The sequence below is a fragment of the Pseudomonas sp. S49 genome, assembly GCF_009866785.1.
GTDB lineage: Bacteria > Pseudomonadota > Gammaproteobacteria > Pseudomonadales > Pseudomonadaceae > Aquipseudomonas.
Genome location: NZ_CP019432.1, coordinates 5,701,568 through 5,713,367, shown reverse-complemented (window position 1 = coordinate 5,713,367; position 11,800 = coordinate 5,701,568). Strand labels below are relative to the sequence as shown.

The window sequence follows — 11,800 nt, the reverse complement described above, 5'->3', positions numbered from 1 at the left end:
GGTTTTACCCTTTATAAACAGGCGCGGGCCGGCAGTTTTGTCGGCTCGTTCACTTTGCGTTACGGTGTTGCCTGTCGTCGGCCGTCGGGTGTGGTTATAATCGACCACTTTATGAGCAAGAAGCGCGTTATGCAGCTGGTTCGAGGCCTCCACAACTTGCGCCCCCAGCATCGGGGCTGCGTCGCCACTATTGGCAACTTTGACGGTGTTCACCGTGGTCACCAGGCTATCCTGGCCCGACTGCGTGAGCGTGCGCTCGAGTTGGGCGTACCCAGCTGCGTGGTGATTTTCGAGCCGCAGCCACGGGAATTCTTTGCCCCCGAAACCGCGCCGGCACGTCTGGCCCGTTTGCGCGACAAGCTGCAACTGCTGGCCGCCGAAGGCGTTGACCGGGTGTTGTGCCTGGCGTTTAACCAGCGCTTGAGCAAACTCAGCGCCAGTGAGTTCGTCGATACCATCCTGGTTGATGGTCTTGGCGTGCAGCATCTTGAGGTCGGTGACGATTTCCGTTTCGGTTGCGACCGCCTCGGCGACTTCGATTTCCTGTTGCAGGCCGGGCAGATGCACGGTTTTACCGTCGAAGCGGCGCAAACCGTCGAGCTGGACGGCATTCGCGTCAGTAGCACGCAGGTGCGTAACGCCTTGGCCGCCGCCGATTTTGCCTTGGCCGAACGTTTGCTCGGCCGCCCGTACCGGATTGCCGGTCGCGTGCTGCACGGCCAGAAACTGGCCCGGCAACTGGGTACGCCCACTGCCAACATTCAACTCAAGCGTCGTCGCGTGCCGTTCACCGGGGTGTATCTGGTGGATGTCGATATCGACGGCAAGACCTGGCCCGGCGTCGCCAATATCGGCGTGCGGCCCACGGTACAGGGTGATGGCAAGGCCCACCTTGAAGTCCATCTTTTAGATTTTGCCGGCGATCTGTATGACCGGCGTTTGACGGTGGTTTTCCACCAAAAGCTGCGTGAAGAGCAGCGCTTCGCCTCTCTGGAGGCATTGAAAACGGCGATCAATGCGGATGTCGCCACCGCCCGTGCACTAGCCGCACCTAGCGCCCATCGCTAATGAAGAGCCTTAAATGACCGACTATAAAGCCACGCTTAACCTTCCGGACACCGCCTTCCCAATGAAGGCCGGCCTGCCACAGCGCGAACCGCAGATCCTGCAGCGCTGGGACAGTATTGGCCTGTACGGAAAGTTGCGCGAGATTGGCAAGGATCGTCCGAAGTTCGTTCTGCACGACGGTCCTCCGTATGCCAACGGCACGATCCACATCGGTCACGCACTGAACAAGATTCTCAAGGACATGATCATCCGCTCGAAGACCCTGTCGGGTTTCGACGCGCCTTATGTTCCGGGTTGGGACTGCCACGGCCTGCCGATCGAGCACAAGGTTGAAGTGACCCACGGCAAGAACCTGGGCGCGGACAAGACCCGTGAACTGTGCCGTGCCTACGCCACCGAGCAGATCGAAGGGCAGAAGTCCGAATTCATCCGTCTCGGCGTGCTGGGCGATTGGGCCAACCCGTACAAGACCATGGATTTCAAGAACGAGGCCGGTGAAATCCGCGCCCTCGCCGAAATCGTCAAGGGCGGTTTCGTGTTCAAGGGCCTCAAGCCAGTGAACTGGTGCTTCGACTGCGGTTCGGCCCTGGCTGAAGCGGAAGTCGAGTACGAGAACAAGGACTCCTCGACCATCGACGTTGCTTTCCCGATCGCTGACGAAGCCCAACTGGCTGCTGCGTTCGGTCTGCCGTCGCTGAGCAAACCTGCCTCGATCGTGATCTGGACCACTACCCCGTGGACCATCCCGGCCAACCAGGCGCTGAACGTTCACCCGGAGTTCAACTACGCGCTGGTTGATGTCGGCGACAAGCTGCTGATACTGGCTGAAGAGCTGGTCGAAGCCTGCCTGACTCGCTACGGCGTTGAAGGTTCGGTCATCGCGACCACCACCGGTAAAGAGCTGGAGCTGATCAATTTCCGTCACCCGTTCTATGACCGTCTGTCGCCGGTGTATCTGGCTGACTACGTCGAACTGGGCGCTGGCACCGGCGTGGTTCACTCCGCTCCGGCCTACGGCGTGGACGACTTCGTGACCTGCAAGAAGTACGGCATGGTCAACGACGACATCCTTAATCCAGTGCAGAGCAACGGCGTGTACGCGCCGTCGCTGGAGTTCTTCGGCGGCCAGTTCATCTGGAAGGCCAACCCGGCCATCGTCGACAAGCTGACCGAAGTCGGTGCGCTGTTGCACACCGCCATCATCAAACACAGCTACATGCACTGCTGGCGTCACAAGACCCCGCTGATCTACCGCGCCACCGCGCAGTGGTTCATCGGCATGGACAAAGAGCCAACCAGCGGCGACACCCTGCGGGTGCGCTCGCTCAAAGCCATCGAAGACACCAAGTTCGTCCCGGCCTGGGGCCAGGCGCGCCTGCACTCGATGATCGCCAACCGTCCGGACTGGTGCATCTCGCGTCAGCGCAACTGGGGCGTGCCGATCCCGTTCTTCCTCAACAAGGAAAGCGGCGAACTGCACCCTCGCACCGTCGAGCTGATGGAAGAAGTCGCCAAGCGCGTTGAAGTCGAAGGCATCGAAGCCTGGTTCAAGATGGACGCTGCCGAACTGCTCGGTGACGAAGCGCCGCTGTACGACAAGATCAGCGACACCCTCGACGTCTGGTTCGATTCGGGCACCACGCACTGGCACGTCCTGCGCGGTTCGCACCCGATGGGTCACGAGAGCGGCCCGCGTGCCGACCTGTACCTGGAAGGTTCCGACCAACACCGTGGCTGGTTCCACTCGTCGCTGCTGACCGGTTGCGCCATCGACAACCACGCGCCGTACCGCGAATTGCTGACCCACGGTTTCACCGTCGACGAAGCCGGCCGCAAGATGTCCAAGTCGCTGGGTAACGTGATCGCGCCGCAGAAAGTCAACGACACTCTGGGCGCCGACATCATGCGTCTGTGGGTTGCTTCGACTGACTACTCCGGTGAAATGGCGGTTTCCGATCAGATCCTGCAACGCAGTGCGGACGCTTATCGTCGTATCCGAAACACCGCTCGCTTCCTGCTTTCGAACCTGAGCGGTTTCAACCCGGCTACCGACATCCTGCCGGCCGAAGAAATGCTTGCGCTGGATCGTTGGGCGGTCGACCGCACCTTGCTGCTGCAACGAGAGTTGCAAGAGCACTACGGCGAATACCGTTTCTGGAACGTCTACTCGAAGATCCACAACTTCTGCGTGCAGGAGCTGGGCGGTTTCTACCTCGACATCATCAAGGACCGTCAGTACACCACTGGCGCCAACAGCAAGGCCCGCCGTTCGGCGCAAACCGCGCTGTTCCACATCTCCGAAGCGCTGGTGCGCTGGATCGCGCCGATCCTCGCCTTCACCGCCGACGAACTGTGGGAATACCTGCCGGGCGAACGCAACGAATCGGTCATGCTCAACACCTGGTATGAAGCTTTGACCGAACTGCCAGCCGACGTTGAACTGGGTCGCGACTACTGGGAACGCGTGATGGCGGTCAAAGTAGCGGTCAACAAAGAAATGGAAATCCAGCGCGCAGCGAAAGCTGTCGGTGGCAACCTGCAAGCCGAAGTGACGCTGTACGCCGAAGACGCGCTGAGCGCCGATCTGGCCAAGCTGAGCAACGAACTGCGCTTTGTCCTGATCACTTCGACCGCAAGCGTTGCGCCGTTCGTTCAGGCTCCGGCCGATGCGGTAGTGACGGAAGTCAGCGGCCTGAAGCTGAAAATCGTCAAATCGGCCTTCCCGAAGTGCGCACGTTGCTGGCACTGCCGCGAGGACGTAGGCGTGAACCCGGAACATCCGGAAATCTGCGGTCGTTGCGTCGACAACATCAGCGGCGCTGGCGAGGTTCGTCACTATGCCTAATGCCGTTGGCCGTTTCGGACGGTTGAGCTGGCTGTGGTTGAGTTTGCTGGTTCTGGTCATCGACCAGGCCAGCAAGTTCTACTTCGAAGGCAAGCTCGAAATGTTCCAGCAGATCGTGATCATTCCCGATTACTTCAGCTGGACCCTGGCCTACAACACCGGCGCTGCCTTCAGCTTCCTGGCTGACAGCTCCGGCTGGCAGCGCTGGCTGTTCGCCCTGATCGCGATTGTGGTCAGTGCGGTGCTGGTGGTCTGGCTCAAGCGCCTGGGCCGCAACGAAACCTGGCTGGCCGTCGCGCTGGCGCTGGTATTGGGCGGCGCACTGGGCAATCTGTATGACCGCATTGCCTTGGGCCATGTGATCGATTTCATTCTGGTGCACTGGCAGAACCGCTGGTACTTCCCGGCGTTCAACTTCGCCGACAGCGCGATTACCGTTGGCGCGGTGATGCTGGCACTGGATATGTTCAAAAGTAAAAAGACCGGAGAAGCCGTTCATGACTGAACAGGTATTGGCTGAGCAACGCATCGGCCAGAACACGGAAGTCACTTTGCACTTTGCATTGCGCCTGGAGAACGGCGACACCGTCGACAGTACGTTCGACAAAGCCCCGGCGACCTTCAAGGTCGGCGACGGCAACCTGCTGCCGGGTTTCGAAGCGGCGCTGTTCGGCTTCAAGGCCGGCGACAAGCGCACGCTGACCGTCGAGCCGGAAAACGCCTTCGGTCAACCGAACCCGCAGAACGTGCAGATCATTCCGCGTTCGCAGTTTGTCGACATGGAGTTGTCACCGGGTTTGCTGGTGATCTTCAACGATGCGGCCAATACTGAGTTGCCGGGTGTGGTGAAAGAGTTCGATGACACGCAAGTAACCATCGACTTCAACCATCCGCTGGCGGGCAAGACGCTGACCTTTGACGTCGAGATCATCAACGTTAAAGCGCTGTAAAAATGTGGGAGCGAGCCTGTTCGCGAAAGCGGTGTGTCAGGCGACGTCGATGTTGAATGTCAGTCAGCTTTCGCGAGCAGGCTCGCTCCCACCCAGTTGGTAATTCATTGTTTTCGCGCGCAAGACACGAGGCACAGCATGCAAATCAAACTCGCCAACCCCCGTGGCTTCTGCGCCGGCGTGGACCGGGCGATCGAAATCGTCAACCGCGCCCTGGAAGTCTTCGGGCCGCCGATCTATGTGCGCCATGAAGTGGTGCACAACAAGTTCGTCGTTGAAGACTTGCGCAGCCGGGGAGCGATCTTCGTCGAAGAGCTGGATCAGGTGCCGGATGACGTTATCGTGATCTTCAGCGCTCACGGCGTATCCCAGGCCGTGCGTACCGAAGCCGCCGGTCGTGGCCTGAAAGTATTCGATGCCACCTGCCCGCTGGTGACCAAGGTGCACATCGAAGTGGCGAAATACAGCCGCGACGGTCGCGAGTGCATCCTGATCGGCCACGCCGGTCACCCGGAAGTCGAAGGCACCATGGGCCAGTACGACGGCAGCAATGGCGGCGCGATTTACCTCGTTGAAGACGAGAAAGACGTTGCCGAGTTGCAGGTGCACAACCCGGAAAAACTGGCTTTCGTTACTCAGACCACGCTGTCGATGGACGACACCAGTCGCGTCATCGATGCCTTGCGCACGCGCTTCCCGGCCATCGGTGGTCCGCGCAAGGACGACATCTGCTACGCCACGCAAAACCGTCAGGACGCGGTCAAGCAACTGGCTGACGAGTGCGACGTTGTATTGGTAGTTGGCAGCCCGAACAGCTCCAACTCTAACCGTCTGCGTGAGCTCGCCGAGCGCATGGCCACACCGGCCTACCTGATCGACGGTGCCGAAGACCTGCAAAAGAGCTGGTTCGATGGCGTTGAGCGTATCGGTATCACCGCCGGTGCCTCTGCGCCGGAAGTGCTGGTGCGCGGCGTGATTCAGCAATTGCAGGCCTGGGGCGCCACCGGTGCCGATGAATTGGCCGGGCGTGAAGAGAACATCACCTTCTCGATGCCTAAAGAACTGCGCGTGCGTTCGATCTGACGCTTTTGGCTTTTTGACAAAGCGCCTGCTCAGCTTCTTCGCTGCTCAGGCGCACGCGACCGGTCGCCGCCAGCACTATCTGGCGCTGGCTGACCGGCTCGCGAGCCGAGCAGACATGTAATGTCCCTGCCTGAAACGCCCGCCCGGGCATCAGCGGTTGCCCCAGACTGCTGAAACGTACGTAACGACTCACTGACCAATTGCCGACAATCGGCACCTGCGTGTCACTCGCCCGCTCCTCCAGCAGAGGGTTGCTGCTGTCTTTCGGCCCCTTGCCGCTGATATCCAGAATGATCCGCCAGCCCTGACTCCAGTCGCCATTGATGCCATGAATCACCACGCTCTGATTGCGTGTGATAGCCATGCTGCGAGCGTTACGCAGGCCATCGAGCAAGGATTGCGCCGCCTGGTCCCGGTGGTTGGCTTCTCTGAGCGTGGCAAACGCCGGACTGACCAGCAACAGAACAATTGCGCCAATCGCCAGTCCCATAAGCAGTTCGATCAGGCTGAACCCCTGTTGTGGCATGAAAGCTCCCTCCGTGGAGTGTGATGAACGGCGCGCTCCGTGCGCCGGGCAGGGCAAATCAACCGACGCGGGTCGGTTGAATGTTCTAGCGTGTAGAAGCAGGTATAGCCGACGGCAACGGAGGGCATCGATGGATCTTCGTACAAAAGGTTTCACGCTGATCGAGTTGTTGGTCGCACTCGCGATCTTCGTGATCCTGATCACTTTGGCCGTGCCGGCGTTCACCCGATCGATACAGAGCAGCAAGGCTGATACCGAGATGGGCGATCTGCAACGGGCGATCAATTTCGCCAGGCTCGAAGCCATCGACCGTGGTACGACGCTGCGCTTGCGTCCAACCGCTGGTGGCAGCGTCTGGACCGGTGAACTGGCGGTCTATGACAGTACTGGCAATCCGGCCAATGTGTTGCGGGTTGTTCCCGCGATGAGCAGCGGCGCGACTCTGACGCTACCCTCAGGAGTGACCGCACTGGATTTCAACAACCTTGGCGGTCTGGCGGCACCGTCGACGGCGGTGGTCATCAGTTACACGCTGGGAACGCAAAGCAGGACGCTGAACGTGTGTTTGAACGGACGAATTCAATTGGGTGGAAGTTGCGGATGAGGGCAGGGAGTCAATACACACAGCAGGGCATGACGCTGATCGAGGTGCTGGTCGCGTTGCTGATTCTGACGGTCGGGCTGCTGGGGGCGGCGGCGGTGCAACTGAATGCGCTGAAGTACACCGACAGCTCGCGGATGACCAGCCAGGCCAGTTTCATCGCCTACGACATGATGGACCGCATCCGCGCCAACTCCGGCGCCGACTACACCGTCACCCCGCCGACCTCGGGCAATCTGAGCGTTGCCCGCGATCAGGACCTCTACGATTTCACCACCAATATCATCAATTTTGGCGGGCCGACGGCGACCGGCAGCATCACCCTCAGTCAGCGGGTCTATACCATCACCATCAACTGGAGCGACGCACGGGCAGCCAACACCGCCAGTGCTCAACGCAGTTTTGTCCTGACCAGTCGCGCAGCAGTTGATCCGGTGGCTACGCCATGAAGCGGCGAAACCGTGGATTCGGTCTGATCGAATTACTCATCGCTTTGGCATTGGGGCTGATCGTGGTGCTGGGCGTGGTGCAGATTTTCATCGCGGCAAAAAACACCTATGTAAGCCAGAACAGTGCCGCGGCGATGCAGGAAGACGCACGGTTTGTGTTGAGCAAAATGATTCAGGAAATTCGCATGGTCGGGATGTTCGGCTGTCTTGGCACCATTACCGATTCGAGCAGTGCGGGTGATTTCAACGCTGCGCAGGTCACGCCGATCAGTTGGGACAATGCCAACCTGAAACTGACACTGGTCACCGCCGATATCGGCAGCGGCGGGGGCACTCCAACCTGGACGGTCGTCTCCGACTGCCGCAATAGCGCAACGGCCTACACCGGGTTGCGATCCCCAGCGAGCGGGCAGATCGCGTTTCCGATCCGGCGTCTGATCTACAGCTTCAGCAACAATCAGATTCTCATGGGCACCGGCAGCGGTACGCCGACCCAGCAGGTGTTGGTGAACAACGTCAGTGCGTTCACCGTGATGTTCGGTCTGGCCAGTACGGCAACGGATGTGGCGGCTTCGACCTACAGCGCCAACCCCGCCGATCCGGCGCGCATTCGCAGCGTGCGGCTGAGCCTGACCCTCAACGATCCGAACAATCGGGTGCGCAATCAAACCTTCAACGTGGTTGCCGCTTTGCGCAACCGCTTGCAGTGAGGGGCGCGGTGATGAGGATGACTCTCCACACCCGTCAGGCGCAGCGCGGCATGGTCTTGCTGGTCAGTCTGGTATTCCTGTTGTTGCTCACCCTGATTGGTCTGTCGTCGATGCAGAGCGCTAACCTGCAGGAAAAAATGGCCGGCAGCGTGAGTCTGCGTAATCAGTCGTTTCAGACTGCCGAGGCGGCGTTGCGGATTGGCGAAAGTGCGGTGCAACTGGACAGTTATTCGCTGGCCGTGTGCAGCGGTACCACGCAATGCGCGCCGCCAGCGGAGTCGTCAGTGGTCAGCTCGGCGGGGCTCAACTCGACTTCCGGGGTCACCTGGATTGCGGCCGGCAATGGATTCTATGGAGTACAGAACATCGGTACGACTCTGACGGCCGTGAACGTACCGAGCAACACCTCGGCGACGTTGTATCGGGTTACAGCGGTCGGCATCGCCGGCACTTCGCGTAGCGTGGTGGAGAGTGTTTATGCGAAGTATTGAGCGCTGCATATCACTATGGATCGGCATGCTGCTGAGCTTCTATCTGGCCGCGCCGGCGTATGCGTTCACGCCTTCCGATTCGCCGCTGTTGAGTGCGGCAGCGGTGCCACCCAACGTCATGCTGCTGATCGACGATTCGGGGAGTATGAACAGCATCATTTATGCGGCTGGCTTCGATCCGACGGCTGATCGCACGCCGGCGCGGCAGTGCAATGCGTTTCTCGGGTTATGCACCCCTCTGAACGCGCCAACGATCACTGGCGATCCTGTGTTTTTATCAAGCCTTCCGACCTCCGGGTGTTCGGGTGGCGCGTACGCGTTTTACAACAACAGTGTCGCGCCACTGTGTCTGAAACTGCCGGACCCTGTGGGTGGCGGCAACACGCGATATACAGGCGACTACATTTCCTACGTCGTCAGTCTGGCCATCAACAATGGCACACGCGATTTCACCACTGGGGCGATTCCCAACGACTACCGAATCAACGTCGCGCGTAACGTGTCGACGGCGCTGGTCACCAGCAATCGCACTTTGCGTATTGGCCTGTCGACTTTCAACCCGGTCACCAACAACGACTCTGGTAATGGCGGTTATATCGCCCGCTCGATCAGCGACTTGGCGCCGGTGTCCGGGAGCGTCACGCAGGCGCAGGCAGACACCAACTACAACGCGCTGATCTCATCGATCAATGGTTTGAGTGCCGTGGCCAACACGCCGTTGGCAGAAACCTACTATGAAATCACCCGCTATATGCGCGGCATGGCGCCGTACTACAACAGCGCGCCCGCGACCTATACCAGTCCGATCCAGTACCGCTGCCAGAAAAATTATGGCGTGGTGATAACCGATGGCTTGCCGACCTTCGACCGTACCTTTCCGAGCAACGACCCATTGGGCGGCAGCCGGTTACCGAACTGGGACGGTGTCAGCAATGACGGCAACAACCTCTATGGCGACAAAGAAGGGGATACGTTGTATCTGGATGATATCGCCAAGTTCGCCTTCGATATCGACATGCGCTCGACCGGTACCGACGCGGCGGGCAAGAGTTGGAACGCGGTGGATTTTCCCAAGCAGAATTTGAACACCTATACCGTGGGCTTCACCGCCGACAACGACATGCTGTCGGACGCGGCCAGTTACGGGCAGGGCAGGTATTACCAGGCGACTGACAGCACCGGGCTCAACGCCGCGTTGTCGTCGGCGTTGAGTGATATCACTTCCAAGGCCGGTTCCGGCGGTAGTGGTGTCACCAGCGGCACCACACTGGCGAGCGGCTCCAGTTACTTTCAGACCAGTTACGACCCCAAGGACTGGCGCGGCACGATCAAGTCCTTCGGCTTCAATGCATCCGGAGCGGTGAATACCTCTGCGGTGCTCTGGACCACTGACACCACTATCGTACCGAGTGCGATCGCACCGACCTATCAGTCGTGGAACACTACAAGCAACGCCGCCGTTGCGCTGGCCTATGGTAATTTTTCCGCGCCCCAGCAGACGACACTCAGCCAAGGCCTGCCCACCGGTATTACCGGTAGTGATCTGGTGGAGTGGAGCAAAGGCACCAACAAGACCGGGCTCAAAGTGCGTAGCGTGTTGCTCGGCGACATCATCAACTCGCCGTTGGTGCTGGCCTCACCGACGGACAAGACAGCCTCCGATCTGTCGGGCGACACCACGTACACCGCTTACCTGACCACCAAAGCGGCAAACATGAATGCCAGTCTGGTGGTGAACGCCAACGACGGTTTCGTCAACGTCATCAACTCGGCCAACGGCAGCCGTCGTTACGCTTATATGCCTTCCAGCGTATTACCGTCGCTGCGGCTGATTGCCGATCCGAACTACTTCAACGGCGTCAGCCACAAGTTTCTGGTCGACGGCCAGGTCGGCGTGTATGACGCCCAGCTCAATAGCGCATGGAAAACCCTGGCCATCGGCGGAACCGGTGCCGGAGGCAAGACGTTCTACGCGCTGCAACTGTTTGACGCTTCGGCGGGTAACGTTTTGCGCGCATTGTGGGAAGTCAGTGCGCCGGCGACTGCAAGCACCGCCAACGCTTTCAATGATCTGGGTTACGCCTACGCACGCCCGGAAGTGGCACGCTTGGCCGATGGTCGCTGGGCTGCTTTCATTGCCAATGGCTACGGCAGCAACTCCGGCGTGGCGGCGTTGTATGTGCTGGACGTACGTGATGGGTCGCTGATCAAGAAAATCGTCATCGACAGTACCGAAACCACTAATGGTTTGTCCTCGGTGAAACTCAAGGTCAACTCACAGAACGTCGTGCAGGCCGCTTATGGCGGTGATTTGAAAGGGCGCTTATGGAAGTTCGACTTGAGCGCGACCTCGACGGACAGTTGGGGTTTAGCGTTTTCCGGCAAGCCGTTATTCACCACGGCGGGCGGGGCGACTCAACCGATCACCGCGCAACCGCTACTGGCGGACAACGCGCTTGGCGGCAAACAGATTTTCGTCGGTACCGGTAAATTCAACGAGACGGCTGACAAAACCAACAAGGATTTGCAGGCGTTCTATTCGGTGTGGGATGCCGATGGCGGCTCCGGAAACATCACTGTTGGCAGTTTGCAGGCGCAGGCGGTGACTGGCGTGTTCTCCGGCAGTACCGGGCAGTTTGTGACAACTACCCAGAACGACACGACCTATCCGGGAGAGAAGGGCTGGTACCTGCCCTTGGTGTATAACAACGCGCTGATCGGTGAGCGCGTGATCAATCAGGCCAGTCTGGTGCTTGGGCGAATCGTCTTCACCACCGCCAGCGTCGATACCACCGATCCCTGTTCCAGTTTCGGAACCGGCAAAGTGGCCGAACTCGATGCGTTCAGCGGTAAGATGCTCAACTATGCGGTGTTCGATACCAACGGGGATGGAGTGGTTGACAGCAGCGACACGATTTCCAGTGGTGTGATATTTACCGGTGGCATTCCGACCCTGAACGCCATCGTCAACGGCGCAACACGCAAAATTGTTAACGATTCCAGCGGTAACATCACCACCCTGGTGGAAAAGGGCGGCGGCGGCAGTCGTCGTATCATGTGGCGACAAATACAGTAAG

General features: G+C 59.5%; 11 protein-coding genes. 10 read left to right on the top strand and 1 reads right to left on the bottom strand.

Translation table 11 applies throughout. The features are described from left to right. The first annotated feature begins 129 nt into the window (after positions 1-129). The 5 genes from ribF (at position 130) to ispH (ending at position 5,946) form a co-directional block, all read left to right on the top strand. Entirely contained in the window at positions 130-1,068 is a 939-nt protein-coding gene (ribF, locus tag PspS49_RS25205) for a bifunctional riboflavin kinase/FAD synthetase (RefSeq protein ID WP_008078544.1), read from the top strand. A 13-nt stretch (positions 1,069-1,081) separates the two neighbouring features. After that, on the top strand, positions 1,082-3,913 hold the full coding sequence (gene ileS, locus PspS49_RS25200; RefSeq protein WP_160041884.1) for an isoleucine--tRNA ligase: 2,832 nt from the start codon (positions 1,082-1,084) through the stop codon (positions 3,911-3,913). Continuing rightward, complete coding sequence (gene lspA / locus PspS49_RS25195) at positions 3,906-4,418, top strand: signal peptidase II (protein ID WP_007909836.1); 513 nt, start codon at positions 3,906-3,908, stop codon at positions 4,416-4,418. The genes ileS and lspA overlap by 8 nt, the downstream gene beginning before the upstream one ends. A 7-nt stretch (positions 4,419-4,425) precedes the next feature. Beyond that, positions 4,426-4,863: an FKBP-type peptidyl-prolyl cis-trans isomerase gene (gene fkpB / locus PspS49_RS25190; protein WP_174245140.1), complete on the top strand. Its 438-nt coding sequence runs from the start codon at positions 4,426-4,428 to the stop codon at positions 4,861-4,863. A gap of 138 nt (positions 4,864-5,001) precedes the next feature. Next, complete coding sequence (ispH, locus tag PspS49_RS25185) at positions 5,002-5,946, top strand: 4-hydroxy-3-methylbut-2-enyl diphosphate reductase (RefSeq protein ID WP_034153853.1); 945 nt, start codon at positions 5,002-5,004, stop codon at positions 5,944-5,946. On the opposite strand, the gene PspS49_RS25180 is transcribed toward ispH, so the two are convergent. Further along, positions 5,918-6,472 (bottom strand): GspH/FimT family protein, encoded by a 555-nt coding sequence (locus PspS49_RS25180; RefSeq protein WP_160041882.1) that lies wholly within the window; start codon positions 6,470-6,472, stop codon positions 5,918-5,920. The genes ispH and PspS49_RS25180 overlap by 29 nt on opposite strands. Before the next feature lie 130 nt (positions 6,473-6,602). Between PspS49_RS25180 and PspS49_RS25175 the strand changes: the two genes are divergently transcribed. From PspS49_RS25175 to PspS49_RS25155, 5 genes are read left to right on the top strand one after another with little or no spacing between them, the layout of a single operon-like run. Then, positions 6,603-7,076 (top strand): GspH/FimT family pseudopilin, encoded by a 474-nt coding sequence (locus PspS49_RS25175; protein ID WP_150774971.1) that lies wholly within the window; start codon positions 6,603-6,605, stop codon positions 7,074-7,076. After that, complete coding sequence (gene pilV, locus PspS49_RS25170) at positions 7,073-7,522, top strand: type IV pilus modification protein PilV (protein ID WP_150774970.1); 450 nt, start codon at positions 7,073-7,075, stop codon at positions 7,520-7,522. Before PspS49_RS25175 ends, pilV begins: the two co-directional genes overlap by 4 nt. Continuing rightward, positions 7,519-8,232 carry a prepilin-type N-terminal cleavage/methylation domain-containing protein gene (locus PspS49_RS25165; RefSeq protein WP_150774969.1) on the top strand — a complete coding sequence of 238 codons (714 nt, stop codon included), beginning with the start codon at positions 7,519-7,521 and terminating at the stop codon, positions 8,230-8,232. The genes pilV and PspS49_RS25165 overlap by 4 nt, the downstream gene beginning before the upstream one ends. Before the next feature lie 11 nt (positions 8,233-8,243). Further along, positions 8,244-8,723, top strand: a complete 480-nt coding sequence (locus tag PspS49_RS25160; RefSeq protein WP_160041880.1) for a PilX N-terminal domain-containing pilus assembly protein — start codon at positions 8,244-8,246, stop codon at positions 8,721-8,723. Next, positions 8,710-11,799, top strand: a complete 3,090-nt coding sequence (locus tag PspS49_RS25155) for a PilC/PilY family type IV pilus protein (protein WP_160041878.1) — start codon at positions 8,710-8,712, stop codon at positions 11,797-11,799. Before PspS49_RS25160 ends, PspS49_RS25155 begins: the two co-directional genes overlap by 14 nt. Position 11,800: the final 1 nt, after the last annotated feature.

Excerpts from the sequence above, each read along its gene's own strand:
- PspS49_RS25175 (WP_150774971.1), top strand. The coding sequence starts at position 6,603 with ATGGATCTTCGTACAAAAGGTTTCACGCTGATCGAGTTGTTGGTCGCA.
- PspS49_RS25160 (WP_160041880.1), top strand. The coding sequence starts at position 8,244 with ATGAGGATGACTCTCCACACCCGTCAGGCGCAGCGCGGCATGGTCTTG.
- ribF (WP_008078544.1), top strand. The coding sequence starts at position 130 with ATGCAGCTGGTTCGAGGCCTCCACAACTTGCGCCCCCAGCATCGGGGC.
- PspS49_RS25180 (WP_160041882.1), bottom strand. The coding sequence starts at position 6,472 with ATGCCACAACAGGGGTTCAGCCTGATCGAACTGCTTATGGGACTGGCG.
- PspS49_RS25165 (WP_150774969.1), top strand. The coding sequence starts at position 7,519 with ATGAAGCGGCGAAACCGTGGATTCGGTCTGATCGAATTACTCATCGCT.
- pilV (WP_150774970.1), top strand. The coding sequence starts at position 7,073 with ATGAGGGCAGGGAGTCAATACACACAGCAGGGCATGACGCTGATCGAG.
- ispH (WP_034153853.1), top strand. The coding sequence starts at position 5,002 with ATGCAAATCAAACTCGCCAACCCCCGTGGCTTCTGCGCCGGCGTGGAC.
- lspA (WP_007909836.1), top strand. The coding sequence starts at position 3,906 with ATGCCTAATGCCGTTGGCCGTTTCGGACGGTTGAGCTGGCTGTGGTTG.
- ileS (WP_160041884.1), top strand. The coding sequence starts at position 1,082 with ATGACCGACTATAAAGCCACGCTTAACCTTCCGGACACCGCCTTCCCA.
- PspS49_RS25155 (WP_160041878.1), top strand. The coding sequence starts at position 8,710 with ATGCGAAGTATTGAGCGCTGCATATCACTATGGATCGGCATGCTGCTG.